Here is a 25,281-nt window from a genome sequence, read left to right on the forward strand (position 1 = left end):
GGTTATTTCTTGGCGTTCTGGTTGGCGATCGGCTCGCCCTTGACCCGAACGTCGGAGATGGTCGCACGCAGCGCCGTCACCTTGAGGCCGTTGCCCAGATCGACCTCGAGTTCATTGTCGTCGATGACCTTGGTCACCTTGCCGACGAAACCACCACCCGTGACGACCGTGTCGCCGCGGCGGATCGACGAAAGCATCTCGCCACGCTTCTTGAGCTGGGTGCGCTGCGGGCGGATGATAAGAAAATACATGATCACGAAGATCAGCACAAACGGCAGAATGCTTACGAGAACGTCTGGCGTTCCCCCGGTGGCCTGTGCGTATGCCGGCGTGACGAACATGAATGTCTCCTGAGAAAGTATCGGGATACCGCACACCGGGACCCCGCAAATGTGCGCGGAATATAGTCGCTAAAGCGACCAATGCAACTGCGCTTGGCCCAAGCAGCGGCGCTTTTCCGCGCAATTTGAGCGTGTTACAGCGTCGCGCATTGATGAAATGTAGAGATGGACAGGATTGGTCATGGAAAAGGCGATCGAAGCACTCAACGACAAACTCGACCGTCTGATTGCCGCCGTGGCGACGTTGGCGCCGCCGGCAGCTCCGGAAACCGACATCGACAGCACCGACTGTTTCGTTTGGGCTGCCGATCCCGGCTATCTCGAACCCGTCCACCGCGTCAACCGGGTCGACATCGGCCTGATCAAGGGCGTTGACCGGGTGCGCGACATCCTTGTCGACAACACTGAGCGCTTCGCCACCGGCCTGCCCGCCAACAACGTGCTGTTGTGGGGGGCGCGCGGCATGGGCAAGTCGTCCCTGGTCAAGGCGGCGCACGCCAGCATCAACGCCTCGGGCAAGAGCGTCGCTCCGCTCAAGCTGATCGAAATCCACCGTGAGGACATCGACACGCTGCCCAAGCTGATGAACCTGCTCAAGGCGGCGCCCCATCGCTTCATCCTGTTCTGCGACGACCTGTCGTTCGACCATGACGATACGTCCTACAAGTCGCTCAAGGCGGCGCTCGAAGGCGGCGTCGAGGGCCGGCCGGGCAATGTGATCTTCTATGCGACGTCGAATCGCCGGCATCTTCTGCCCCGCGACATGATCGACAATGAGCGCTCGACGGCGATCAACCCGTCCGAAGCCGTCGAGGAAAAGGTGTCGCTGTCGGATCGCTTCGGCCTGTGGCTCGGTTTCCACAAGTGCTCGCAGGACGAATATCTCGACATGGTCAACGGCTATGCCCGCTATCATGGCTTCGACGGGGATGCCGAAACGCTGCGCGCCGAAGCGCTGGAATGGGCAACGACCCGCGGCAGCCGCTCGGGCCGCGTTGCCTGGCAGTTCATCCAGGATCTCGCCGGCCGGCTGGGCAAGTCACTGAAGGATTAAGCCGACCTTCCAACGAAAACGCCCGCCCCTGGTCGGGACGGGCGAAGCTGGCGGGCGAATTGGAGGTCAGGGTACCCGCTATTCCAGGAAGCCGTTCGGATCGACCGGCGTCGAGTTCTTGCGCACTTCGAAGTGCAACTTCGGCGCATCGGTGGAACCGCTCATGCCGGAAAGCGCGATCTCGTCGCCACGCTTGACCTTCTGGCCGCGCTGCACCTTGAGCTGACTCGCGTGACCATAGACAGTCACGAGGCCGTTCTCGTGGCGCACCAGCACCGTGTTGCCGAATTCCTTGAGCCCGTCGCCGGCATAGATGACGACGCCGTTTTCGGCTGCCTTGACCGGCGTGCCTTCCGGCACCGAGATGTCGATGCCGTCATTCGACTTGCCGCCGCCCTTGCCGTAGCTGGAAACGACCCGACCACGCACCGGCCAGCGCATGCGGTCGATACCGGTGGCATTCGGTGCAGCTTCGGCCGATTCCTCGGCCTGCTGCACCAGCTTGTCCTTCTTCGGCGGCGTGTAAGCTGCGACCGTCGGCGCTTCGGTGGGCTTGGTTGCCGCAACGGCCGGCTTGGCCGGAGCAGGCGAGCTGGTCACCACCGGATCGACGGCGGCCGGCGCTGCCTTGGCAACGGTCGTGGTGGCGGCACCGGGCACCTTCAGCGACTGACCAATACGGATGCGGCCATCCTGCAGGCCGTTGGCCTGCTTGAGAGCTGCCGTGGTGACGCCGAGCTTGTTGGCAATGCGGTTGAGCGTGTCGCCTTCGGCCACCTTGTAGCTGCTGCCAGTGCCCGTGGGCTTGGCATTCTTGTCAGCCGAAGAGTCGACCTGAGCGAGCGCGCCATTTTCCTTGGTCTTGGGCTGCTGCGGCAACACCGCAACCTTGTCGGTGGACAGTGGCTGCTGGTTGGCCGGCAGGGGCTTCTTGCCGGGCACCTTGAGCACGTTGTCCTGGGCGGGGGCCTGGGCAACCGTCGACGTCGTCGTACGATCGACGGCCGGTGCCAAGGCGGGAGCCTGGGCCGTGCGGACCGGAGCCGGAGCCATTGCCGGAGCCTGGGCAACTGCGGGAGCCGGCAGCGGCTGCGAAGATACAGGCTCCAGGCTGCCGCGGCTCACCGAACCTGAATTGCTGGCCGCGAGCGGCGCTGCCTGGGTCTCACCCGGATAGGGCTGCCGTTGCTGGCTGATGATCGAACGCTGATTGGGCGTCGATGCCGTAAAGATGTCGTCGACGCCACCGCCGCCGAATCGCGACACTCCGGAACTGCAGCCTGCCGCCATGCCGGCAACCAGCAGAACGGCGCCACTGCGCGCCATAGAGCGTTTATTCGCCTTCAAAATACTGAAACGCATCGCACTGACCCGCGCTTTACCCGATACCAACTAGGCTTGATTAAAGCGCGTTAATGTTACCGGCCGGTTAAGGGGATCAAATAAATCAAAAGCTTCGCAAGCCACGTCGCGATAGCAGTCAAGCCGGGGGTGGCCGGGTTTCAATCGGACAGATGCGGGAGGCTCATGGGATAGGCTGGGCGTGCCGAGGCTCAGGTCAGGCCAGCGTTGCCTGAAGCTCAATACCTAGATGACGGCAGCGACGCCACGCGCCAGGGGCTGGAGCCGAACGACGCCCAGGTCTTCGCGTTCGAATCGGCTGCCGATCTTGGTCAGCTTGCAGAGCACCTGCTCGCCCTCTTCAGGACCGATCGGCGCGATCATCGTGCCGCCGCTCGACAGTTGGTCGACAAACATGCGCGGATGGCTGTCGAAGGCGGCCCATACCACGATGCGGTCGAACGGCCCCTCGCCCTGCAGCCCGTTCGAGCCGTCGGCCTGGCGCACCAGCGCGTTGTTGATGCCGAGCAGCTCGAAGCGCTGGCGCGCTTGCTCGGCCAGTGTCTTGAAGCGGTCGACGGTGATGACGCGCCCGGCCAGCCGCGCCATCACGGCAGCCGTGTAGCCCGTACCGGTGCCGACCTCGAGCACGCGGTTGCCCGGCTCGATGTTGAGGGCCGCAATCACCGCAGCCTGAAGGTCGGCGCCCTCGATCGCTTCGCCGCATTCGATCGGCAGCATGCGATCCGACCAGGCCATGGAATGGAATTGCCCGGCGATGAAATCCCGCCTTGGCGTTGCCTCGAAAGCGGCAATGAGATTTTTCGGAACGATGCCGCGCCCACGCAGGCGAAGAAGAAAGGCGGCGAAGCCTTCACGATCGTCCGGCATCATGTTCATGCAATTGCCTTGGCCAGTTGATCGCGCAGTTCATGCGCCGTCATGTCGAGCTTGAGCGGCGTCACCGAAATCTGCTTGTTGCGTACGGCATGCAAATCGGTGCCCGGCTTGACCTCGGGCTCGTCGCGGCCGAATCGCAGCCAGTAATATGGCAGGCTGCGGCCGTCGCGGCGCTCCTCGACCCAGATGCCGTAAGACAGCTTGCCCTGGCTCGCCACAACAGGACCCGTCACCTCTTCCGGCGGGCAGTTCGGGAAATTGACGTTGAGCAGCACGCCGATAGGCAGCTCGGTGGCGATCAGCTTCCTGAGTAGCGCCGGCGCCAGCGCTTCCGCCGTCTCGTAAGGCACGATGCGCTCTTCGTTCTCGTAGACATAGGCCTGGCTCAGCGCGATCGAGCGGATGCCGATCAGCGCGCCTTCCATGGCACCGGCGACCGTGCCCGAATAGGTCACGTCGTCGGCAACGTTGAGGCCCGAATTGATGCCCGACAGGATCAGATCCGGCGGCTCAGGCAGGATCTTCCGCGCGCCCATGATGACGCAGTCGGTCGGCGTGCCGTTCACCGCGTAGTGCTTGTCGCTGATCTTGCGCAACCGCAGTGGTTCCGAGATCGACAGCGAATGGGCGTAGCCCGACTGGTCGGTCTCGGGCGCCACCACCCAAACGTCGTCCGACAGTTGGTTGGCGATGCGCTCCAGGACAGCAAGCCCTTCGGCATGGATGCCGTCGTCGTTGGTCAGCAGAATGCGCATGTCACTTCGCTTCGATCTTGGTCAGGCCACCCATGTAAGGCAGCAGCACTTCAGGAATGGTTACGCTGCCGTCCTCGTTCTGGTAATTCTCGATGACGGCGATCAGCGCACGACCAACGGCGACACCCGAGCCATTGAGGGTGTGCACGAAGCGCGTGCCCTTCTCTTCCTTCGGACGATAGCGGGCATCCATGCGCCGCGCCTGGAAGTCACCGCACACCGAACAGGAAGAAATCTCGCGGTAGGTATTCTGACCCGGCAGCCAGACCTCGATGTCATGGGTCTTGCGTGCGCCGAAGCCCATGTCGCCGGTGCACAGCACGACAGTGCGGAACGGCAGGCCAAGCATCTTGAGCACGTTCTCGGCGCAGTCGGTCATGCGGTCATGCTCGGCAAGCGCGCTTTCGGCATCAACGATCGAGACCAGCTCGACCTTGTAGAACTGGTGCTGGCGCAGCATGCCGCGCGTGTCGCGGCCCGCCGAGCCAGCTTCCGAGCGAAAGCACGGCGTCAACGCCGTCAAGCGCATCGGCAGCTGCTCGCTGGCAAGGATTTCCTCGCGCACGAGATTGGTCAGCGGCACTTCGGCGGTGGGGATCAGGCCGAGGCGGCTGTCGCCATGCGGCACGAAGAACAGGTCTTCCTCGAATTTCGGCAGCTGGTTGGTGCCAAACAGCACCTCGTCGCGCACCAGAAGCGGCGGCTGCACTTCGGTGTAGCCGTGTTCGGTCGTATGCAGGTCCAGCATGAACTGGCCGAGCGCGCGTTCGAGCCGGGCAAGTTGGCCTTTCAGCACGGTGAAACGCGCGCCCGAAAGCTTGGCGGCACGCTCGAAGTCCATCAGGCCGAGCGCCTCGCCGATCTCGAAATGCTCCTTCACCCAGTTCGGGCGCGGCATTACCTTGCCGACCTTGCGCAGTTCGACATTGTCGTTCTCGTCCTTGCCGACGGGAACGTCCTGCAGCGGAACGTTGGGAATAATCGCAAGAGCCGAATCGAGCGCCTTGTCGAGCTCGCGTTCGAGACCCTCGCCGTCCTGGATGAAGCCCTTGATCTCGGCGACTTCGGCCTTCAGCTTCTCAGCCAGGGCGGAATCACCATTGCGCATGGCGTTGCCGATTTCTTTCGACGCGGCATTGCGGCGCTCCTGTGCCTCCTGCAGCTTCGAAACGTGGGCTCGCCGCGCCTCATCCTTGGCGATCAGGTCGTCCACCATCGAGCTCGCGACCGAAGCCGGCTGCCCACGCTTGGTCAGCGCTTCGACTAGAGCTTCAGGGTTCTCGCGAATCCATTTGATATCAAGCATTTAAAAATTTTCCGGTCGCGGCGGTTGTCGAAACGACCGCGACGGCGGATCGGGCTGTCAGCCGGCTTTCGTGCCGCTGCCTGTGCCTTCGAGCGAGGTCGGTGCTGCTTGCGTCTGCTCGGCGGGGTTGTCACCCTCGCTCTGCTTCTCGCTCGCCACGCGCTCCTGCTCGCGCTTCTTTTCGATCATCCGGGCGGTCCAGATGGAAATCTCGTAAAGAAGGATCGTTGGAAGGGCAAGGCCGATCTGGCTGACCGGATCGGGTGGCGTCAGCACGGCGGCAACCACGAAGGCGATCACGATCGCCCATTTGCGCTTGTCGGCCAATCCTTGCGACGTCACCATACCGACGCGGGCCATCAACGTCGTCACCACCGGCAGCTGGAACACCAGGCCGAAGGAGAAGATCAGCGTCATGATCAGGCTGAGATATTCCGACACCTTGGGCAGCAGCGAAATCTGTACCTCGCCTTCGCCGCCGGTCTGCTGCATGGCGAGGAAGAACCACATCACCATCGGGGTGAAGAAGAAGTAGACCAGCGACGCCCCCATCAGGAACAGCACCGGCGAAGCGACCAGGAACGGCAGGAAAGCGGCGCGCTCGTTCTTGTAGAGGCCGGGGGCGACGAACTTGTAGATCTGCGAGGCGATCACCGGGAACGCGATCACAAGGCCGCCGAACATGGCGAGCTTGATCTGGGTGAAGAAGAATTCCTGCGGCGCCGTGTAGATGAGCTCGACCTTTTCCGGGTCGAGACCAGCCCAGCCGGTCGCCCATTTGAACGGGATGACCAGCAGGTTGAACAGCTGCTTGGCAAAGAAAAAGCAGACCAGGAAGGCGACGAAGAAGCCGCCGATGGACCACATCAACCGCGTGCGCAGCTCGATGAGATGCTCCATCAGCGGGGCCGAGGACTTTTCGATCTCGTCGTCTTCGGCGCTCACGAGGCTTTTCCTGCTTTGGTCGTCGTCTTGGCGACGGTCTTCTTGGGCGCAGCAGCCTTTGCCGGCGCTGCCTTGGCGGCGGCCGGCTTGGCTGGACTTGCCTTGGCCTTGGCTTGCGCCGCAGCCTTGGGCTTCGCGGCCGCTTTCGGCTTTGTTGCCGCCTTGGCAGCCTTGGCAGGCGTTTCGGCAACCGGCACCGGCGTAGCCTTGATTTCGGCGGCCGGGACAACCGGCGCTGCCGGCATTGCCTCCGGTCCGGCCACGCCCGGCATGACGGTTGCGCCGTTCTTCAACGGCTCGGCCGAATGCACGGAATTAGACGCCGGGTCAGCGGGTGCTGCCGGCTGCGACGGCTTCATCGCAGAATCGAGCCCGGCGCGCACGTCGGCAGCCGCCTTTTCGAACGGATTGAGCTGCTTCCTGATCTCATTGGCCGGATTGAGGCCCTTGAGATCGTCGAGCGACTTCTTGACGTCGTCGAGTTCGGCTTCTTTCAGCGCCTCGTTGAACTGGCGCTGAAAATCGCCCGCCATGGACCGTGCCTTGGTGGTCATCCGCCCTATGGTGCGGAGCATCTTGGGCAAATCCTTCGGGCCGACGACCACGATCATGACGACCGCAATCACCAGCATTTCGGTCCAGCCGATTTCAAACATGTCGGTGCGATCCGGCTAGCAAGAGACTATGGTCAGCTCTTGCTGGCCTTTTCCTTGGTCGAGTTTACGGCCTCGTCGTTGCGATGCTCGACCGTCTTGGCATCGTCGGCTTCCTCGTCCGACATGCCCTTCTTGAAGCTCTTGATGCCCTTGGCCATGTCGCCCATCAGTTCGGGGATCTTGCCACGGCCAAACAGCAGCAGCACGACGACCAGAACGATCAGCCAGTGCCAGATTGAAAACGAACCCATTGAACTCTCTCTTGAACAGTTTCCCTGCGATTGATCTAGGCTCTTTCGCTTCCAGATTCAAACACTAGAACATCCGCTTTCCGAAGCGACAGCCATATATCACGAGCTTTTACGGACAAAGCGCCGCAGCGCACACGCGCCCTGACCGGCGTCTCCGCTCCCGGCACCGCAAGCTCCAGCAATTCGACGACGCCGAGATAGCGGCGCGAAATGATGCGAGCCTGAGTCTCGCCGGTGTCTTCGCTGACATCGATGCCGGTCAGGCGCACGGCTACCGATACTTGGGTACCGTCGGCGACCGACGTTTCGACCTCGCCGACCGGTGTATCTGCATAACCATCGACAACCTTGGCCGAAAATACATTCAACTCCGAAAAGAAGCCGGCGGCGAACAGATTTGCCGGCCTGAGGTAGAGGTCGTCCGCCCTGCCCGTCTGCACCAGTTGGCCGTCCTTCAGCAGGGCGATGCGGTCGCCCATGCGCATCGCCTCCTCGGCGTCGTGGGTGACGACGATCGCGGTCGCCCGGCTTTCGCGCAGAATTGCCAGCGTTTCGGCGCGCACCGTATCCTTTAGCCGCGAATCGAGGCCGGAAAACGGCTCGTCCATCAACAGCACTGCCGGCCGCGGCGCGAGCGCACGGGCAAGGGCGACGCGCTGCTGCTCGCCGCCGGACAGCGCGTGCGGGTAGTTGTCGGCATAGTGCTCGAGGCCGACGCGGTTGAGCGCGATCAAGGCCTCGCGCTTGCCCTCGTCCCGCGACAGGGCAGTCAGGCCAAAACGGACATTGTCCAGGATGGTCAAATGCGGAAACAGGGCGAAATCCTGGAAGACCAGGCCGATCGAGCGCTGTTCCGGCGGCAGGAATACCGTGGGACCGGCAATCTCCTTGCCGTTGAGCATCACCTGGCCGGATGTCTGGGCCTCAATGCCGGCGGCGATTCTCAGCAGCGTCGTCTTGCCCGAACCGGAGGGGCCAAGCAGACACAGAACCTCACCCGGTTCAGCGGCAAGGCTGACGCCGCGCAGCGTCTCGGCGCCATTGGCGAAGGAATGTCGGATATTTTCGAAAGCCAGGCGTGCGGCAAAAGTCACGCCCGCGGTGACGCGGGAAACCGTCTGGGCTTGATTGGTCGTCACAGAATAGACCTCGCAGGGCCGGTTCCACACCGGCGCCGGTCAATCATCTGTGACGCGGGGTGTCAACAGGCCAAGCTCTTCAAGATCGATGTCCGTCAGTGGATCCTCATCTTCGGTGAGCAGGTCAGGGTCGGACGGCGGCAACGGCACCGAGAAGCCGGGCGGCATGCGCGTGGAGAGCAGCCCTGCTCCCTTCAGCTCTTCCATGCCGGGCAGGTCGCGTATTTCCTCCAGGCCGAAATGGTCGAGGAACTTGTCGGTGGTGCCATAGGTGACCGGTCGGCCCGGTGTCTTGCGGCGGCCGCGCATGCGCACCCACTCGGTTTCCATCAGCGTGTCGAGCGTACCCTTGGAGGTTTCGACGCCCCTGATGTCCTCGATCTCGGCGCGTGTCACCGGCTGGTGGTAGGCAATCACCGAAAGCACTTCGAGTGCCGCGCGCGACAGCTTCTTTTGCTGGACCGTGTCGCGGCTCATCAGGAAAGCGAGGTCGCCGGCGGTGCGGAAGGCCCATGAATCCGCGACCTTGACCAGATTGACGCCGCGGCGCTCGTAGATGCGCTGCAGTTCGGCCATCGCCGCAGGCACGTCGATGCCTTCGGGCAGTCGCGAAACAAGCTGCCGTTCGCTCACCGGCTCGGCGCTGGCGAAGACGATCGCCTCGGCCATGCGTACGGCCTCGGCGAGATGCAGCCGTGCCGCCGGGTTGCGTTCGACGGCATCGCCATCCTCGTCGTCGAGGGAGAACGGAACGACGTTTGATCCTTCGGTCATGAAGCACCTTCGGTCTGCCGGGGGGCGGATTGGCGTTCGCGCAGATAGATCGGCGCGAACGGCTCGTGTTGGCGGATTTCGACGCTGCCGTCACGAACCATTTCGAGGCTCGCGGCGAAGGAACTGGCAAGCGCTGTTGCGCGCTCCTCCGGGCCGGTCATGTAGCGGATGAGAAAATGGTCGAGCGCGGTCCAGTCCTTCAGTTCACCGACCATGCGGGCCAGGATGTCGCGCGCCTGCTTGAGCGACCAGACGCCGCGCTTGGCGATCTGCACGTTGGTGATGGCCTGGCGCTGCCGCTGGCCGGCATAGGCGCTCAACAGGTCGTAGAGCGAGGCCGAGTATTCGTTGCGCTTGTCGATGATGACGAGTTCCGGCGCGCCGCGCTGGAAGACGTCGCGTCCGAGCCGGTTGCGGTTGACCAGCCGCGAGGCGGCATCGCGCATGGCTTCAAGCCGCTTGAGCCTGAACTGCAGCACGGCTGCCAGTTCCTCGCCGCTTTCGCCTTCATCGCCCGGCAGCTTGGGGATCAAGAGCTTCGACTTGAGGAAGGCGAGCCACGCCGCCATGACCAGATAGTCGGCGGCAAGCTCCAGCCGCAAGGCCCGCGCCTGCGAGACGAAGATGAGGTACTGCTCGACAAGCGCCAGGATCGAAATGCGCGACAGGTCCACCCGCTGGCTGCGCGCCAGGTGCAGCAGGAGGTCGAGCGGGCCTTCGAAGCCGGCGACGTCGACGACCAGCGACGGATCGTCCGTCATGCGCTCGTCGGCGTTCTCCGCCCACAGGCGGTCCATCGGTGCTGGCTTTTGGGCCTTGCTTTCCAATGCGTCCGCCAAATCCGTGCCTTCTCCTTGAGAGGCTATGCAACTGCCTCGAAATATTGTCCGAATTCCGCCCGAAGCGACGCTTCGTCGTGGCCGTCACCCGCCTTGACCGCGGCAAGGGCCTTTTCAGCGCGCTCAAGCGACTTCCCGGAAAGTGCCGTCGCCCGCGAGGCGATGCCCTCCATCTCCTCCATCACCCCATTGCAGTGAAGGACAAGATCGACGCCCGCCGCAAGGATCGCCGCCGACTTTGACGGGAAATCCCCAGAAAGTGCCTTCATCGAAGTGTCGTCGCTGACCAGGAGGCCGTCGAAGCCGATCTCACCGCGCACGATCTCCTCGATGACCTTGCGCGACGTGGTCGCAGGTGCTGACGGATCGACGGCGCTGAAGATGACATGCGCGGTCATGGCGATTGGCAAATGGTTCAGCGCCTTGAACGGCGCGAAATCGTGCGCGCGCAGCTGGTCGAGCGGCGTGTCCACCGTCGGCAATTCGAAATGGGTATCGGCAAAGGCGCGGCCATGGCCTGGAATGTGCTTCATGACCGGCAGGATGCCGCCTGAAAGCAGCCCCTCGGCAGCGGCGCGGCCGAGTGCCGTAACGCTCTCGGGGTCCTTGCCGTAGGCACGCGCGCCGATGACGTCGCTGGCGCCCTCGACCGGAACATCCAGCACCGGCAGGCAGTCGGCAGTGATGCCGTAGCGGGCGAGATCGAAGGCATGCAGGCGGGCGAGCAACCACGTCGCCCTCAGGCCCGCCTCGCGGTCGCTGCGATAGAGCGCGCCGAGCGCGCCGCCTGCGGGATAGTTCGGCGCCAGCGGCGGGCGCAGGCGCTGCACGCGCCCGCCCTCCTGGTCGATGAAGACAGGGGCGTCCTGCCGACCGACACTGTCACGCATGGCTGCGACGAGATCGCGGATCTGCTCCGGCTCCTTGACGTTGCGGGCAAAGAGGATGAAGCCCCACGGCCGCTCCCGGCGATAGAAGGCAATCTCTTCAGCGGTGAGCGACAGGCCTGCACAGCCAAGGATGATGGACTTTGATTCGGTCATGTCAGGAGCTTAGCGCCTTTTTGGGTGAGATAGAATCGGCTGCAATCTGCGGGCGAGCCGGAAACGAAAAACGGCGCAGCAGTTGCCGCGCCGTTTCCCGATTGGAAAGTCGCAAGCCTACTTCGAGACGAAACAGTTGCCGCCTGCAGCCTTGTAGCTCTCGCACAGGCTGACCGCGTCGTTGCGGGTGCCGGCCGGCACGCGGACGCGCCAGAAGGTGCCCTTGCCGGCGATCTCGGCCTTGACGATGCTGACCTCGCGGCCGTTGAGCACGCTGCCGTAGCGGCGCGCCAGATCGGCATAAGTCGACTTGGCCGCGGCTTCGCTCGGCTGCGAGGCGATCTGCATCGCCCATGCGCCCGAGGCTGCTGCGGTCGGGGCCGACGGTGCAAGGGCTGCGACCTGGTCCGGCTTGACCTCGCCGACGACGTTGACGGGCTGTTCAGAAGGACGCTGCGGCGCGATCGGAGCCGAAGCAGGCGTATTTGCCGACTGGGCAGCCGCCTGGGTGTTGGCAACCGGCGCAAGCGCGGGCTGCGAAGGCACCGTGCCGGTGGCCTCGCTGGCCGGCTCGGCAACGCGCTGCGGCGCCGGATCGTTCGGCTCGGCTGCGGCCACGGCAGCAGGTGCCGGATCTTCGCGTGGCACCAGCGTCCCGTCAGGCCTCACCACCATGGTACGAACCTTGCGCGGTGCGACAGCGGCAGTCTCGGTGCTGGCGTCGGGCTGGTCGGCCTGAGCCGCCTGCGCGACGCGATCCTCTGCCTTCGGCAGCGGCGCATCGGCAGTCTCGTCCGCATCCAGCGGCGGGGTGTCGTTGGCGCGTGCCTCGGCGTCCTGCGCCACCACGTCGATCGGCTCTTCCGTGTTGGTGACCAGCTTTTCCTGCGCCGGCGCACCGTTGGCGGCACCGCCTGCGACACGGTCGTAGACCTTGTTGTCCTGGTTCGGCACGGTCATGCCGCCCGGATTTTCCGGCTTGACCTTGATCGGCGTCCCGTCAGCCTTGACGATGACAGGCGCCCCAGCGTCTTCGCTGCCGCCGAAGGACAGTCCCCAGGCGCCGATGCCGCCGACAACGGCGACCGCACCGACGATGGCGGCGATCATCAGGCCGCGACGGGCCGGACGGGCTGCGGCCGGCGAGCCGGGCAGCGCTTCCATGGCTTCGTCGAAATCCGGATCGTAGTCGAAGTCGTCAACCGGTGCCTGCTCGCGCGGCGCGGAACCGCGTCCCTGGTGCATGCCACCAAGGTCAAATCCGGTCAGTCGATCGTCGCCCTGCTGCGCCTGTGACTGGCGCCCGGCATACATGGCGGCCGCGCCGGCGGTAGCAGCAGCTGCAATTGCCTCCGAGGGAAATTCGATCGGCTGCGACGCATCGCCATCGCGCAGCGTCTTGCGATCGAACCCGCTGGCATAAGGATTGGGCTCGTAGCTCGACGAAACCGACGGCTTGCTTGCCTCGGGAGCATTCATCTCGTTCATGAGATTCGTGAATTCGCTGTCGAGATCATCGTAGGCCGGCGCCGGCGGCGCATCGTCTTCGAAGGACAGTTCGGGAATGTCGAGATCGTCGGCAAGCGCGACGGCCTTCTCCGGCACGTCCACTGTCTCGACGTCTGGCGCATCGTCGAAGGACGAAACGGCGGCGAACAATTCGGCTTCGAGATCGTCGGCAACGTCGGCGGCCGGCTCGGCCTGCTGCACGTAGGGCTCGGGCTCGGCCTCCTGCTCGTAATGCTCAGGCTCGGCCGTCGGCACATAAGCTTCGGCAGGCGCAGCATAGGTCTCGGGCTGATAGCTCGGCTGCGTCTCGGCGACAGGCGCCGATGCACGCGGAGCCACTGGTGTGCCCAGACCCCAACTGCGGGCCTGCTCGTAGCGCGAAGCAGCAAGCGGCCGATCTGCTGCCGCAGCGATAGCTGCAGGCGCGATTACGGCAGGCGCGACGGCTTCGGTCGCAGCCGTTGCCACGCTGCGTTCGAAAGCCATGTCGAAGGCGTCGTCGTCGAAATTGACATCGACGTCGGCCTGCTGGTCATAGCTGGGCTCGGTGTAGCCGGCATCGGATGCGACAGCAGCCGCATCATCCGTGGCTGCGAAATCCTCGATCTGCTGAGCGTCATCGGCGTAGGACGTCGCATAGTCGGCGTCTTCAACCGACTGCGGCTCGATTTCAGCGGGCTGCTCGGGCGCCCAGAATGAGCTGGTGAACGCCGGCTCCGGTTCGACGGCAGCAGGCTCTTCGACGCGTAGCGGTGCAGGCTCGGAAAGGGCCTTGGCCTGGCTGCTCATGGTTCCGAGCAGCGCATTGAGTTCGTCCTCGAGGCTGGTGTCTTCTGCAACGGCGACTGCGGCTGCCGGTGCAACCTCGGGTTCATAGGCCGGCTCCTCAGCAACAGCAGGCTCGTAGGCAGGCTCTTCGTCGCGCAGGGCGTCCTGCAAGCGACGCTCGAACTCGTCGTAGTCCTGGGCCTGGGCGACGGGGGCCACCACTGGCTGTGGTTCTTCGACCAGGTCCTCGTGGGAGAAGGCAATTTCAGCATCGGCCGGCTGATATTCGCCAAGCGTCAGCTGATCGTCGGCCTCGCTCGCGGCGGCATAGTCCGCACCATCAGCAACATAGTCCGCACCATCATGGGCAGCGAAATCCATGTCGACATCGGCAAGGGCGACATCGAATTCGGCATCGAGATCGGTTTCAAGGGGAGCCTGGTAGGCAATCGGCGCCTCGACCTGGGCGGCAGTCTCCTCGATCGGCAGCTCTTCGAGCGTGAAATGTTCGTCGAGGGAGGCGGCGACGGCATCGTCGAACGCCGCTTCGCCCGCGACATCGGCCACGGGCGCATAGGCTGGTTCAACCGCGAAAGTCGGCTCCACTGCATAAGCCGGCTCGGCGGCGAAAGCCGGCTCAACGGCATAGGCCGGCTCGACCGCATAGGCCTGGTCTTCAGGGCGCAGCAACTCGTCCTCGAGCGAAAACTCCTGCTCGAAGGATGCGGCAACCGCATCGTCGAACGAGGCGTCGGAGACGAATTCCGGTTCCTGCGCGCGGCCATAGCCAGACTGTTCGAAACCAGCCTCGACGGGCGTGTAGGCGGACGGCGCGTCAGCCTGAACATAGGCCGCGGGCGCGTCACGCTCCGGTGCTGCCACCAGATCGTCGCCGGCCAGTTCGCCAAGCAATTCCTTTTCCAGGTCGATGCCGAAATCGTCGTCCATCGCCGGCTCGACACGAGCAGCGGGCGCACCAACATCCTGGCGCACCACAGGCTGGCGCGGATCGAAGCCCATGATCCTCGTCAGCTCGGCGAACGGATCTTCATCGGCGAAATCGTTCTTATCGGCGATCTTCAGCTGGGGTCTGTCTGCCATTCTTTTTCCCGAACTCTCGCACTTTTTTCGGACGCCATGAACGTCGCGTAAGGTTGGCCCTTACCAGCGCAATGTGGGCAAAAGGTGACAGAAAGCCTCTGTTAACCTAGCGCATTTCGGTCGGCGCATCCGCCCCGATCAACGCCAGGCCCGACGTCAAGACGTCCGAAACAGCCTGCACCAGCCCGAGTCTGGCATGGGTCAATTCTGGATCGTTAACCTTAACAAACCGTAAGTCGGGGTTGTCCGTGCCGCGATTCCAGTGTCCGTGGAAGGTGCTGGCGAGATCGTAGAGGTAGAATGCCAGCCTGTGCGGCTCCATCGACTGGGCAGCGGATTCGATCAGGCGCGGATACTCGGCAAGCTTCTTGACGAGCGCGATCTCGCCTTCGTCGGCAAGCCGTTCGACACGCCCGATCAGGCCTGCACGTGCGAACTCTGCTACGCCGAGCTGTTCCTTCGCCTGCCGGAACACCGAGTGGCAGCGCGCCGAAGCATACTGCACGTAGAAAACCGGGTTGTCTTTCGACTGCTCGGTGACCTTGGCGAAATCGAAATCGAGCGGCGCATCGCTCTTGCGGTAGAGCATCATGAAGCGGATGGCGTCGCGGCCGACTTCCTCGACCACTTCGCGCAAGGTGATGAACTCCCCTGCCCGCTTGGACATGCGCACCGGCTCGCCGTCGCGGAACAGCTTGACCAACTGGCAGAGCAGCACATCGAGCTTCACGGCACCGTCGGTAACCGCGCGCGCCAGCGCTTCCATGCGCTTGACGTAACCGCCATGGTCGGCGCCGAGCACGAACACCAGTTCCTCGAAACCGCGATCGACCTTGTCCTTCAGGTAGGCGACGTCGGCGGCGAAATAGGTGAATGCACCGTCCGACTTGACCAGCGGCCGGTCCATGTCGTCGCCAACCTCGGTCGAGCGGAACAAGGTCTGCTCGCGGTCTTCCCAGTCATCCGGCTTCTCGCCCTTGGGCGGCGGCAGCTTGCCCTTGTAGATGTGGCCCTTCAGCGTCAGGTCGCTGATCGCCGAGCGGATCGCCTTGGCGTTGTCGGCGTGCAGCGTGCGCTCGGAGAAGAACACCTCGTGGCGGACGTTGAGCAGCGCCAGGTCTTCGCGGATCATCACCATCATGGCGTCGATGGTCCGGTCCTTGATGATGGCAAGCGCCTCGTCCTCGGGCTTCTGCAGGAGGTCGCGGCCAAACTCCTTGGCGAGGTCCTGGCCGACCGGCACGAGATAGTCGCCCGGGTAAAGCCCGGCCGGAATCTCGCCGATCTCGTCGCCCAATGCCTCGCGATAACGCAGCATCACCGAGCGACCGAGCACGTCGATCTGCACGCCGGCGTCGTTGATGTAGTATTCCTTGGTCACGTCATAGCCGGCAAAGCCGAGGATGTTGGCAAGTGCATCGCCGACCACCGCGCCGCGGCAGTGGCCGACATGCATCGGCCCGGTCGGATTGGCCGAAACGTATTCGACGTTGACCCGCTTGTTGTTGCCGAAGCCAGAGCGGCCGTATTCGGCGCCGCGAGACAGCAGATCGGCCAGATGCTTGTGCCAGAACGCGTCCTTGAGCTTGAGGTTGACGAAACCCGGGCCGGCAACCTCGGCCTTGACCACGTCGGCGTCCTTGGCGAGTTCGGCGACCAGCCGTTCGGCCAGCACGCGCGGGTTCTGCCCCGTCGGCTTGGCCAGCACCATCGCCGCATTGGTCGCCAGATCGCCATGGGTGGCGTCGCGTGGCGGCTCAACGGCAATGCGCGTCAGGTCGAGCGCGCCGCCATCTTTGGGAGTCAATTCAAGCGCTTCGACGGCTTTGGTGATCCGCTCGCTGAAATCGGCGAAAATATTCATGTGCTCGGCTCTGGGTGGCATTGCGTGGCAACCGGCAAAATAGCCGGAAATTGCGCCCGGCCTAAACCAAATCGGGCGTATGGTCAAACAAACGCCGGTGTTCCTTGACCGCGTAGGTGTCAGTCATGCCGGCCAGGAAATCGGCGACAGCGCGGGCCTTGATGCGGTCCTCGGCCCGGTCGAGCCCCTCACGCCAGCCCTCCGGCATGGCACGCGGATCGGCGTAGTAGGCGTCAAACAGCTCCTTGACGATCCGGTCGGCATTGGCCCGCACCCGCATCACCTCCGAATGCCGGTACATGTAGCGGTAGAGAAAGGCCTTGAGCTCCTTCTCGGACGCCGCCATCTCGTCGGAAAAGGTCACCATCGCCGCGCGGGCTGACCTGACCTCGTCGGCGCTTTGCGGTGCCACAAGAGTGATCTTTGCGGAAGCTGTCGAAATGACGTCCTCGACAAACATGGTGATCTGGCGGCGCATCAGTTCGTGGCCGGTGCGCACCGCATCGAGTGCAGGATAGCGCTCGCGCACACCGCGCAGGATCGAAGCCGGCAGGCCCACCTCGTCGAGCATGTCGAGCGTCAACAAGCCCGCACGCAGGCCATCGTCGATGTCATGGGTGTTGTAGGCGATGTCGTCGGCGATCGCCGCGCATTGCGCTTCGAGGCTGGCGAAGCGGTCGAGTTCGAGGTCGTGCAACTCGGAATAGTCGCGGATCGCTTGAGGCACCGGCCCTTTCAGGCCCTTGCCGGTGGCGTCGGTCAGCGGACCGTTGTGCTTGACCAGCCCCTCCAGCGTCTCCCAGGTCAGGTTGAGCCCGTCGAACTCGGCATAGCGGCTCTCGAGCCGCGTCACCACGCGCAGCGACTGGGCGTTGTGATCGAAGCCGCCCCAGGTCGCCATCTTCTCGTTCAGCGCGTCCTCGCCGGTGTGGCCGAATGGCGTATGCCCGAAATCATGGACCAGGGCGATCGCCTCGGCGAGATCCTCGTCGCAGCGCAGGGCACGAGCCAAAGCGCGGGCGATCTGCGCCACTTCGATCGTGTGGGTCAGCCGGGTGCGGTAATGATCGCCCTCATGGGCGACGAACACTTGTGTCTTGTGCTTGAGGCGGCGGAAGGCGGTCGAGTGGATGATACGGTCGCGGTCACGCTGGAACGGCGTGCGCGTCGGGCTCTCGACCTCGTCGAACAGGCGGCCCCGCGAACGCGCGGGATCGCAGGCATAGGCCGCGCGCGGCCGGTAGCCGAAGCCGATATCGCCAAGTTGCCGCTCGCCTGCCATACTCCCCACCTGTTGACTTGCCCCAGGTGGCTTCATACCTATCATAAGAAACTGAAAGCAAGGTGACGCCGATGGGCGCTGATGCCAAGACTGCCATGAAGGTCGACATGACCGAAGCCGCTGCGAAGCGGATTGCCAAGATCGTCGCTAGCGATCCGGGCAAGATCGCGCTGCGCATCTCGGTCGAAGGTGGCGGCTGCTCCGGCTTTTCCTACAAGTTCGACCTGGTCGACGGCCGCAACGACGACGACGTCGCCATCGAACGCGATGGCGCGACGCTGCTCGTCGACGACCTGTCGCTGGTCTATATGGGCGGCTCGGTGGTCGACTTCGTCGACGACCTGATGGGCCAGTCGTTCCAGATCAAGAATCCCAACGCGGTCGCCGGCTGCGGCTGCGGCACCAGCTTCTCCATCTAGCCATGCGCCGGGTCGGAGCGCTCCGCCAGGTTGCGCTCTCCGCCGGCCGCGACATCGACGACACGCTCGGCTTCTGGCTCGACGTGTTCGGCCTGCCCGTGCACGCCCGCTACGACCCGCCCGGCATTGCCTTCATCATCGCCGGCAATGTCAGGCTGTTCTTCACCGGTGGCGTGCCGCAGGCGACCGTCTATCTCGACATCGCCGACTTGGACTCCTTCTACGAAACCGCATCCGACAACGGCGTCGCCTTCACCACGGCGCCGACGCTGGTCCATCGCGATGCCGCGGGCGAATTCGGCCCGGCCGGCGAGTGCGAATGGATGGCTTTCCTGAAGGACCCAGCCGGCAATACGATCGGACTGGTGGAAAGGCGGGTTTAAACAACCAAAAATTGACTGTTCTTTGCCAGTATCTTCGAGCATCGCGAAAGCATCGATCGGAGACTTGGTAGATGGCCTTGTTCACATTCGGCAAACGCAAGCAACCGCCTTCGGGCAATCCGCAGATGCCAATCATCTTGCCGGCCTCTGCTTTTGAGCAGTCCAAATATTGCGACGACGACATCGTTCAGGCGGTCGTCAACTACGTCAACAGCCTTTTCGACAACGGCCTGTACCATCGCCACGAACTGCCCAGCGTCGCTTTGCAGGCCTACCACGCAGATTTCTATCTGGCACAGGTCAACAATGGCGGGCACAGCCAGTTCATCCACAACAGCGGCCGAAAAGCACCGCACATCTTCGCCGACGCGCTTTCGGGGCTGCTTGCGATGGGCGCCACCACACAGGCAGCACTGCTGCAGGAGATGATTGCCTGGTTCGACGCGAACCCGGTAGCTGCAAGGGAGCAGACCGGATTTTCCGGCGGCCGCGCACCCGCCTTGGACAAGCTCGACGACCGGCTTTACGCCGCCGAGAAAGCAGACCCGATCCCCCGGCGTGCTGCCGAGTGGGTTTCGCGATGGCCCGGATTGCGAAAGGTCGACGACGGATTCTATGAAGCCGAGATGCAAGCTCTCATCCTTGCCAATCCAAGGCGAGGCAAGCGCCTTTCTGCCGCCCGTATCGCGCGCTTCCACCACTCGGTGACAGATCCGCTGCACGCGGCCGTGGCGCTTGCTGCGGCAGCCGTCGGGACGCCGGAGGCGCTGACCGGGATTCGTGGCGGCTACCTAACAGATATCCATGGCAGACAAGAGAAAGCCTGGGTCGTGGACACCGATGGCGGCATGCGCTTTGCCGTGGTGGACGACGCCGGGGCGCGGCTCTACGAATACATCGAGGGGCATGGCGACCCGCTCGGAAACTATCGGCCGCCGGCAGCCGGCGCGATGTTGGGGACCGCGCAACGCCCTGCTGTCGAGGCACTGATCCGATATGCCACGAGGATGCCGGTAGCCGCCGCGGGTGACCTTCTGCTGCGGCGTGCCCGGCCTCTTGTCGACGATGCGGTCATGTCGGTGCAGGGCGCGACAGCCGACATTCCAAATCCGGTCTTCTGGATCGTCATCGCCGAGGAGAGTTTTGCTCTCGTCGAGTCGCCGCGGGGATTCGTCCTTGCCGGCAGCGCCAGTGGCGAAAGGTACGGCCCGCTGTCGCTGCGTGAAGCCGCAAGCCATGCCGAGGCGTTGCAGGAGCGCTGACCCGTTTGCCGCGGCCCGCGGCAAGACGGAAATGTCGGCGGGTCTGCCCTTGCACGATCAGACCCGCCGCGATTGCCCTTTTGTTACGCCTCCGAAGCCATCGCCGCTTCGCGGATTTCGGCTTCATTTTCCTTGGTGCCGTTGAAAAAGGCGTTGAGCACCACCGCCGAAACCGAAGCGAGCAGGATGCCCGACTCGATCAGCGGGTGGATGCCATGCGGCATCCACATCTTGAAGTCGGGCGCCACCAGCGGGATCATGCCGAAACCGACAGAGACCGCCACCACGAACAGGTTGTTGCGGTTGGTCTTGAAGTCGACATTGGCAAGGATGCGGATACCCGTCGCCGCCACCATGCCGAACATCACCAGCCCAGCCCCGCCGAGCACGAAGGTCGGCAGCGCCTCGACCAGGGCGCCCATCTTCGGCACCAGGCCGAGGATGATCAGGATCACGCCGCCAGCCACGCAGACGAAGCGACTTTTCACGCCGGTAACGCCGACCAGACCGACATTCTGCGAGAAGCTGGTGTACGGGAAGGTGTTGAACAGACCGCCGATGATGGTGCCGAGACCATCGGTGCGCAGTCCGGCCGAGAGCATCGGCTGGGTCACCTTCTTGCCGGTCATGTCGCCAAGCGCGAGGAACATGCCCGTCGATTCGATCATCACCACGATCATCACCAGCACCATGGTGATGATCAGGATCGGCTCGAAGATCGGCATGCCGAAGCGCAGCGGCGTGACCAGTTCGAACCAGCCGGCGGACGCCACCTTGTCGAAACTCATCATGCCGAGCGCCGCCGTGATGACGCCGCCGATGACGATGCCGAGCAGCACGGCGATGTTGGCCATGAAGCCCTTGCCGAACCTGGCGATCGCCAGGATCGACAAAAGGACAACTGCCGAGATGCCGACATTGGTCAGCGGCGCATAGGCCGGGTTAGACACCGACGCTGCAAGCCCGAGCTTCTCGGGCAGCGGCGGAATGGTCGAGCCGGTTGCGGCGGCCATCTCGGTCACCGTCTTCAGCCATTCGGCATGTTCGGGCGAAACCAGCTTTGGCGCGGTCGGGCCGAACGGATTGCCGAAGATCCAGTTGATGCCGATGCGCATCAGCGATGCGCCGATCACCACGATGATCGTGCCGGTCACGACAGGCGGAAAGAAGCGCAGCATGCGGCTGACAAGCGGTGCAATGAGAAGTGCGACAATACCGGCGCCAATGATCGCGCCGAAAATCATGCGGGCACCATCGGGCCCCTGGTTGGCGTTGGCCATGGCAACCATCGGGCCGACGGCGGCAAAGGTGACGCCCATCATGACCGGCAGCTTGATGCCGAACCACTGGGTCGCGCCGAAGGACTGGATAATGGTGACGACGCCGCAGACGAACAGATCGGCCGAGATCAGGAAGGCGACCTGCTCCGGGTCGAGCTTGAGTGCACGCCCGATGATGAGCGGGACTGCGATTGCACCGGCATACATGACCAGCACATGCTGGATGCCAAGCGCGGTTAGACGAGGCGCCGGTAGCACCTCGTCCACAGGATGCGGACTGTTGGACATGGCATTTGTTCCCCTTTTGCCAGCCGGTCCGAAGAATGCCGAAGAGGACCGGTTCCCTTCTCCCGAGGGATGGTGCAGGATCGTCTGTATCGAGCCATTCGGCTATCAAGATTTATTTGAAATAATCGCGTGAAATTCATGAAGATCGTGACCTGGAATATCAACGGCGTCAGAGCCCGCATCGACAACCTGCTGCATTGGCTCAAGGAAAGCGCACCCGACATCGTCTGCCTCCAGGAAATAAAGACTGTCGACGAGGGATTTCCCCGCTTCGAGATCGAGGCACTCGGCTATAACGTCGAAACACATGGCCAGAAGGGCTTCAACGGCGTCGCTATACTTTCGAAGCTGCCGTTCGACGAAGTCAATCGCGGCCTGCCGGGAGATGATTCCGACGAGCAGGCGCGCTTCATCGAGGGTGTGTTCTCGACCGACAAGGGCGCCTTGCGCGTGGTTTCGCTCTATCTGCCCAACGGCAATCCCGTCGGCACCGAAAAATTCCCCTACAAGCTGTCATGGATGGCAAGGCTGGAGCGCTGGGCGGCCGAGCGGCTGGCGCTCGAAGAGGCGCTGGTGCTTGCCGGCGACTACAACGTCATTCCCGAGGCGATCGACGCCCGCAACATCGAGCTGTGGCTGGGCGACGCGCTGTATCAGCCCGAGACGCGGCAGGCCTTCCGGCGGCTCGAAAACCTCGGCTTCACCGAGGCGGTGCGCTCGGTCACCGACCAGCCCGACGTCTATACCTTCTGGGATTACCAGGCCGGCGCCTGGCAGAAGAACAACGGCATCCGCATCGACCACCTGCTGTTGTCGCCGGAGGCAGCCAACCGCTTCACTTCCGCGTCGATCGAAAAGCATGTGCGTGCGTGGGAAAAGCCGTCGGACCACGTGCCGGTGGCGATCGACCTCAATCTCGTGGCCGCCTGAGGCAAGCCCGCCAGAGCCGGCAGGTGTTCGGCAGCGGGAGCATCGTCAGTTCAATGCTGGGAGACGAAACGTGGGAGGCCTAGCTTTCCACGTGCTCGGCGCGCCTGGCAGCTAGGCCTACTGGTTGCCCTTGGTCAGGATGTCTTCGGCCAGCGAAATCGCGGTGCGGCGGTCGGATTCGTCGGCGAGCGCGAAAGCTTCTTCCTGCATGCCCCTGATCCAGGGCTGGTCGGCCGGCTGGGCGCGCTCAAGGGCTGCGGTCATCATGGCGAGACCGCGGACCACCTTGCCACTCTCGAAGAGCAGATTGCCGAGCGTCGCCTGGGCACCCGCATGGCCCTTCTCAGCGGCAAGCTGCAGCCAGCGGCCGGCCTGCCTGACGCTGGCCTTCACGCCGCCGTCGCCCTTGAGGAACATCTTGCCCATTTCGAACTGGGCATTGGGATTGCGGTAGTTGGCGGCGGCGCGCATGTAGTATTCCTGCGCTGCGACCGGATTGGCCGACACCGGGCTGCCGGGAATGCCATGTTTCATGTAGCCGCCGAGCGCCACCAGCGCGTCGGAGACATAGCTCTCCTCGGGCGAGCCGGGCTCGACGTCCTGCTCGGCGATCTCAGAGAAGAACTTAAAGGCTTCGTAGTCGTTCTGGGCCACGCCATCGCCTTCGGCATACATGCGGGCGAGCTTCCAGGTGGCGCCGATCTGGCCGTTTTCGGCAGCGTAGCGATAAGCTTCGACAGCCTGGTCCTTGTGGCCGCTCTTGTAGGCGGAGAAACCGAACTGGAACACCGCCCACGGGCTCGACTCCGGCTTCACGCCGGTCTTGTCGTCGAAGACCTTGTCGTCGAACGCCTGCGCCTCGCCGGCGGCGCCCAACAGGGAAGCCGCGACAAGCGCAGAATAGGCTGATGCTCTTACCAACTCAGATATGCGCATAGCAGTGCGTTTCTTCCGCCCACCTGGGTGGGTGACCGTGCCATTGCTGTCCGACGGGACGGTTTCGGCACAATTCGAGATCGTTCCCGACCGCTGGGCAGTCGGGCACGGCTTCCATTCTTTCGCCCTCTCCGCGAGTTCGACATCGGACTGCGTCATGCCGATCCGCTCGGCCGGACGCGCCATGTCCTGAACATCGATAACGTCAAGATGCGCGCTGTTTTCGACTAAAGTACGGCCAAATTCCTGCAAGCAACCGCGATCGCGCAGAGGATGTGCAGGCATAGCCCGGGCGCCGACGACATCAAGACTACTTCCACGCACGGCGCGAAATCTCGCGGGCAAAGAACAGGCAGGCGCATGCGCCGACGCTGCCGTCGTCTGACGGCTGGGCAGCTTGGCCTTGAAGATCGCCTTGGCGTTCATTCCTGTTCCTGCCGCAGAATTGCGGCCCCTTGCACATGTCGTCCGATGTCCCGTCACGGGCATCCCGGGTTCTGGTCCGAAGACCTATCCGGGGTGCGCCGGGTTTATGGCGGGAAATGGGCAATTGCCCCGCTTGGTTTCTTAGCCGAAAGCTTGATGCAAAAGTGTTGCCGAATCGTCACAACTGTTGCCGACTTGCCGCGCCATGGTTTCCGAATGGCAAACGCGCCGGGGGCAACAAAAAAGCCGGGCACAAGGCCCGGCTTTTGGAGGATTAGGAGGTGGTCGCTACCACTTGACGCTGTAGCCGCCGGAAAAGGCGAAGGCCCAATCGTTACCGACAGCACGGTTTGCGGCGCCATACTGAGTTTCTTCGCCCGCCGTGAGGTAACTCACGCCCGCGCCCGCGCGCAGTTCACCGCCAATCTTGTCTTTGAGCGAGATGCCCGTGCCGATGGTGTAGGTATCAGTGTGAAGATCCCAGCCAGTGCTGACGCCGCGATCCCAGGTAGCAAAGACCGTACCGGCTATAGAGTCACTAAACGAGTGACCAATGCCACCGGTGACGGTCCACCCGTCCTGCCAGTTGTAGGTATCGATGCGGTTGACACCGGGGAACAGCACGAGACGCAGTTCCTCGTTGACTGACCAATCCGTCCATTTGATGCTGCCATAGGCTAGCCAGCCCGGCGCAATGCCACTTTGAACCTTGAGCTCCACGCTTTGCGGAAGCTCTGCAAACCCTTGTGCGACTGGAAGGCCGTTGGTGGTGCCTTCAGCTGACACACTCGTTGCAGAGCGGTACATCAGTTGCGCGCGAAGGGCAATTTCCGGGATTTCATAGGCAATGCCGGCTCGCCAGCCCAACCCCTGATCCTTCAGATCGACCGTAACACCGCCGTCGGACCCGACAAGATTGTAGTCGACGCTTTCGATGAAAGCACCGCCCAGCACCGAAATGCGTCCGTTGCCAAGTTCGTACTGGAACGCACAGGTAGCCCCATACTCCATGACGGTGAAGTCTTCTTCGCGCTTCAGGAGCGTTCCATTGCCACCAGCGCCATAGGTCACACCGCCGCCATAGGGCATGCTCACCGTGCCTGCGCATGAAAGCTCGTCGAATATCTTGAACTTCACCGCCGCCGACGGAACTACATAGGTGTCGGAGTAATCGTAACCCGTCCCATCTGGGTAAGGGTTAACTGTAAACTTACGTTGCGGGCTAACCACCGTCATGCTGGTGCGCAGATTGAAGTTGCCCTGCTCGTACAAAATATCCGTATCGGCCGTACCGCGCGAAAACCCGCCTGCCTGAGCCGTGCTTGCCGCCACGATCGTCAGCGCCGTTGCCCCCAGCAGCGCTTTTGTGAGACGCGAAATGTTCATTTGTGTCCTCTCCCGAATGCTCGCGATGAGAATTGACCGATTTCATTCTGATCACGCAACATTGATTTTTTGCAAACGCGGCGGCGCTACGGTCAGGTTCGGC

The 25,281-nt window shown here is 63.3% G+C and carries 23 protein-coding genes; 5 read left to right on the plus strand and 18 right to left on the minus strand.

Features of this window, described 5'->3' with window-relative positions:
• Positions 1–2 precede the first annotated feature (2 nt).
• The gene (gene yajC / locus O1Y97_RS17290; RefSeq protein ID WP_108608306.1) at positions 3–341 is read right to left on the minus strand and encodes a preprotein translocase subunit YajC; all 339 of its coding nucleotides are present in this window, start codon (positions 339–341) and stop codon (positions 3–5) included.
• A 181-nt stretch (positions 342–522) separates the two neighbouring features.
• On the opposite strand from yajC, the gene O1Y97_RS17295 reads away from it, so the two are divergent.
• Positions 523–1,395, plus strand: a complete 873-nt coding sequence (locus O1Y97_RS17295; RefSeq protein ID WP_318761802.1) for an ATP-binding protein — start codon at positions 523–525, stop codon at positions 1,393–1,395.
• A 78-nt stretch (positions 1,396–1,473) separates the two neighbouring features.
• Here O1Y97_RS17295 and O1Y97_RS17300 read toward each other — a convergent pair whose 3' ends face one another.
• The 14 genes from O1Y97_RS17300 to O1Y97_RS17365 all read right to left on the minus strand — a co-directional run bounded on the left by O1Y97_RS17300 (position 1,474) and on the right by O1Y97_RS17365 (position 17,868).
• On the minus strand, positions 1,474–2,721 hold the full coding sequence (locus O1Y97_RS17300) for a peptidoglycan DD-metalloendopeptidase family protein (RefSeq protein ID WP_455423975.1): 1,248 nt from the start codon (positions 2,719–2,721) through the stop codon (positions 1,474–1,476).
• Between the two features lie 261 nt (positions 2,722–2,982).
• Complete coding sequence (locus tag O1Y97_RS17305) at positions 2,983–3,636, minus strand: protein-L-isoaspartate(D-aspartate) O-methyltransferase (protein WP_108608309.1); 654 nt, start codon at positions 3,634–3,636, stop codon at positions 2,983–2,985.
• Positions 3,633–4,391 carry a 5'/3'-nucleotidase SurE gene (surE, locus tag O1Y97_RS17310; protein WP_108608310.1) on the minus strand — a complete coding sequence of 253 codons (759 nt, stop codon included), beginning with the start codon at positions 4,389–4,391 and terminating at the stop codon, positions 3,633–3,635. The genes O1Y97_RS17305 and surE overlap by 4 nt, the downstream gene beginning before the upstream one ends.
• Position 4,392: 1 nt before the next feature.
• A complete protein-coding gene (gene serS, locus O1Y97_RS17315) occupies positions 4,393–5,697 on the minus strand; it encodes a serine--tRNA ligase (RefSeq protein ID WP_318761804.1) in 1,305 nt (434 codons plus the stop codon).
• A 57-nt stretch (positions 5,698–5,754) separates the two neighbouring features.
• Positions 5,755–6,597, minus strand: a complete 843-nt coding sequence (gene tatC, locus O1Y97_RS17320; RefSeq protein WP_318764234.1) for a twin-arginine translocase subunit TatC — start codon at positions 6,595–6,597, stop codon at positions 5,755–5,757.
• A gap of 41 nt (positions 6,598–6,638) precedes the next feature.
• Positions 6,639–7,298, minus strand: coding sequence for a Sec-independent protein translocase protein TatB (tatB, locus tag O1Y97_RS17325; protein WP_318761805.1), 660 nt, complete (start codon positions 7,296–7,298; stop codon positions 6,639–6,641).
• Positions 7,299–7,330: 32 nt separating this feature from the next.
• Positions 7,331–7,549: a twin-arginine translocase TatA/TatE family subunit gene (locus tag O1Y97_RS17330; RefSeq protein WP_108608313.1), complete on the minus strand. Its 219-nt coding sequence runs from the start codon at positions 7,547–7,549 to the stop codon at positions 7,331–7,333.
• 35 nt (positions 7,550–7,584) lie between these two features.
• Positions 7,585–8,688, minus strand: a complete 1,104-nt coding sequence (locus tag O1Y97_RS17335) for an ABC transporter ATP-binding protein (RefSeq protein ID WP_318761806.1) — start codon at positions 8,686–8,688, stop codon at positions 7,585–7,587.
• Between the two features lie 39 nt (positions 8,689–8,727).
• Positions 8,728–9,462: an SMC-Scp complex subunit ScpB gene (gene scpB, locus O1Y97_RS17340; protein ID WP_318761807.1), complete on the minus strand. Its 735-nt coding sequence runs from the start codon at positions 9,460–9,462 to the stop codon at positions 8,728–8,730.
• Entirely contained in the window at positions 9,459–10,259 is an 801-nt protein-coding gene (locus O1Y97_RS17345; RefSeq protein WP_183262377.1) for a segregation and condensation protein A, read from the minus strand. Before O1Y97_RS17345 ends, scpB begins: the two co-directional genes overlap by 4 nt.
• Before the next feature lie 65 nt (positions 10,260–10,324).
• On the minus strand, positions 10,325–11,344 hold the full coding sequence (gene nagZ, locus O1Y97_RS17350; protein ID WP_318761808.1) for a beta-N-acetylhexosaminidase: 1,020 nt from the start codon (positions 11,342–11,344) through the stop codon (positions 10,325–10,327).
• 117 nt (positions 11,345–11,461) lie between these two features.
• Positions 11,462–14,722, minus strand: coding sequence for an SPOR domain-containing protein (locus tag O1Y97_RS17355; protein ID WP_318761809.1), 3,261 nt, complete (start codon positions 14,720–14,722; stop codon positions 11,462–11,464).
• A 106-nt stretch (positions 14,723–14,828) separates the two neighbouring features.
• A complete protein-coding gene (gene argS / locus O1Y97_RS17360) occupies positions 14,829–16,586 on the minus strand; it encodes an arginine--tRNA ligase (protein ID WP_318761810.1) in 1,758 nt (585 codons plus the stop codon).
• 61 nt (positions 16,587–16,647) lie between these two features.
• The gene (locus O1Y97_RS17365) at positions 16,648–17,868 is read right to left on the minus strand and encodes a deoxyguanosinetriphosphate triphosphohydrolase (protein WP_318761811.1); all 1,221 of its coding nucleotides are present in this window, start codon (positions 17,866–17,868) and stop codon (positions 16,648–16,650) included.
• 71 nt (positions 17,869–17,939) lie between these two features.
• On the opposite strand from O1Y97_RS17365, the gene erpA reads away from it, so the two are divergent.
• The 3 genes from erpA to O1Y97_RS17380 all read left to right on the plus strand — a co-directional run bounded on the left by erpA (position 17,940) and on the right by O1Y97_RS17380 (position 19,932).
• Positions 17,940–18,287 carry an iron-sulfur cluster insertion protein ErpA gene (erpA, locus tag O1Y97_RS17370; protein WP_108608321.1) on the plus strand — a complete coding sequence of 116 codons (348 nt, stop codon included), beginning with the start codon at positions 17,940–17,942 and terminating at the stop codon, positions 18,285–18,287.
• A gap of 2 nt (positions 18,288–18,289) precedes the next feature.
• Entirely contained in the window at positions 18,290–18,670 is a 381-nt protein-coding gene (locus tag O1Y97_RS17375) for a VOC family protein (protein WP_318761812.1), read from the plus strand.
• Positions 18,671–18,747: 77 nt separating this feature from the next.
• Entirely contained in the window at positions 18,748–19,932 is a 1,185-nt protein-coding gene (locus O1Y97_RS17380) for a DMP19 family protein (protein WP_318761813.1), read from the plus strand.
• 83 nt (positions 19,933–20,015) lie between these two features.
• Here O1Y97_RS17380 and O1Y97_RS17385 read toward each other — a convergent pair whose 3' ends face one another.
• Positions 20,016–21,500 (minus strand): nucleobase:cation symporter-2 family protein, encoded by a 1,485-nt coding sequence (locus tag O1Y97_RS17385; RefSeq protein WP_108608324.1) that lies wholly within the window; start codon positions 21,498–21,500, stop codon positions 20,016–20,018.
• 138 nt (positions 21,501–21,638) lie between these two features.
• Here O1Y97_RS17385 and xth point away from each other — a divergent pair, with 138 nt between their 5' ends.
• Positions 21,639–22,430, plus strand: a complete 792-nt coding sequence (gene xth / locus O1Y97_RS17390; RefSeq protein ID WP_108608325.1) for an exodeoxyribonuclease III — start codon at positions 21,639–21,641, stop codon at positions 22,428–22,430.
• 117 nt (positions 22,431–22,547) lie between these two features.
• On the opposite strand, the gene O1Y97_RS17395 is transcribed toward xth, so the two are convergent.
• Entirely contained in the window at positions 22,548–23,366 is an 819-nt protein-coding gene (locus O1Y97_RS17395; RefSeq protein WP_108609923.1) for a tetratricopeptide repeat protein, read from the minus strand.
• Between the two features lie 714 nt (positions 23,367–24,080).
• Positions 24,081–25,178 (minus strand): outer membrane protein transport protein, encoded by a 1,098-nt coding sequence (locus tag O1Y97_RS17400; RefSeq protein ID WP_318761814.1) that lies wholly within the window; start codon positions 25,176–25,178, stop codon positions 24,081–24,083.
• Positions 25,179–25,281 lie beyond the last annotated feature (103 nt).

Origin of the sequence: Aminobacter niigataensis (assembly GCF_946995915.1) — a bacterium.
Lineage (GTDB): Bacteria > Pseudomonadota > Alphaproteobacteria > Rhizobiales > Rhizobiaceae > Aminobacter > Aminobacter niigataensis.

Excerpts from the sequence above, each read along its gene's own strand:
- serS (WP_318761804.1), bottom strand. The coding sequence starts at position 5,697 with ATGCTTGATATCAAATGGATTCGCGAGAACCCTGAAGCTCTAGTCGAA.
- O1Y97_RS17295 (WP_318761802.1), top strand. The coding sequence starts at position 523 with ATGGAAAAGGCGATCGAAGCACTCAACGACAAACTCGACCGTCTGATT.
- O1Y97_RS17365 (WP_318761811.1), bottom strand. The coding sequence starts at position 17,868 with ATGGCAGGCGAGCGGCAACTTGGCGATATCGGCTTCGGCTACCGGCCG.
- O1Y97_RS17355 (WP_318761809.1), bottom strand. The coding sequence starts at position 14,722 with ATGGCAGACAGACCCCAGCTGAAGATCGCCGATAAGAACGATTTCGCC.
- O1Y97_RS17385 (WP_108608324.1), bottom strand. The coding sequence starts at position 21,500 with ATGTCCAACAGTCCGCATCCTGTGGACGAGGTGCTACCGGCGCCTCGT.
- O1Y97_RS17300 (WP_455423975.1), bottom strand. The coding sequence starts at position 2,721 with ATGGCGCGCAGTGGCGCCGTTCTGCTGGTTGCCGGCATGGCGGCAGGC.
- yajC (WP_108608306.1), bottom strand. The coding sequence starts at position 341 with ATGTTCGTCACGCCGGCATACGCACAGGCCACCGGGGGAACGCCAGAC.
- surE (WP_108608310.1), bottom strand. The coding sequence starts at position 4,391 with ATGCGCATTCTGCTGACCAACGACGACGGCATCCATGCCGAAGGGCTT.
- O1Y97_RS17400 (WP_318761814.1), bottom strand. The coding sequence starts at position 25,178 with ATGAACATTTCGCGTCTCACAAAAGCGCTGCTGGGGGCAACGGCGCTG.
- O1Y97_RS17395 (WP_108609923.1), bottom strand. The coding sequence starts at position 23,366 with ATGCGCATATCTGAGTTGGTAAGAGCATCAGCCTATTCTGCGCTTGTC.
- O1Y97_RS17305 (WP_108608309.1), bottom strand. The coding sequence starts at position 3,636 with ATGAACATGATGCCGGACGATCGTGAAGGCTTCGCCGCCTTTCTTCTT.
- O1Y97_RS17375 (WP_318761812.1), top strand. The coding sequence starts at position 18,290 with ATGCGCCGGGTCGGAGCGCTCCGCCAGGTTGCGCTCTCCGCCGGCCGC.
- tatB (WP_318761805.1), bottom strand. The coding sequence starts at position 7,298 with ATGTTTGAAATCGGCTGGACCGAAATGCTGGTGATTGCGGTCGTCATG.
- O1Y97_RS17345 (WP_183262377.1), bottom strand. The coding sequence starts at position 10,259 with ATGGACCGCCTGTGGGCGGAGAACGCCGACGAGCGCATGACGGACGAT.
- argS (WP_318761810.1), bottom strand. The coding sequence starts at position 16,586 with ATGAATATTTTCGCCGATTTCAGCGAGCGGATCACCAAAGCCGTCGAA.
- xth (WP_108608325.1), top strand. The coding sequence starts at position 21,639 with ATGAAGATCGTGACCTGGAATATCAACGGCGTCAGAGCCCGCATCGAC.
- nagZ (WP_318761808.1), bottom strand. The coding sequence starts at position 11,344 with ATGACCGAATCAAAGTCCATCATCCTTGGCTGTGCAGGCCTGTCGCTC.
- tatC (WP_318764234.1), bottom strand. The coding sequence starts at position 6,597 with ATGGAGCATCTCATCGAGCTGCGCACGCGGTTGATGTGGTCCATCGGC.
- scpB (WP_318761807.1), bottom strand. The coding sequence starts at position 9,462 with ATGACCGAAGGATCAAACGTCGTTCCGTTCTCCCTCGACGACGAGGAT.
- erpA (WP_108608321.1), top strand. The coding sequence starts at position 17,940 with ATGGGCGCTGATGCCAAGACTGCCATGAAGGTCGACATGACCGAAGCC.
- O1Y97_RS17330 (WP_108608313.1), bottom strand. The coding sequence starts at position 7,549 with ATGGGTTCGTTTTCAATCTGGCACTGGCTGATCGTTCTGGTCGTCGTG.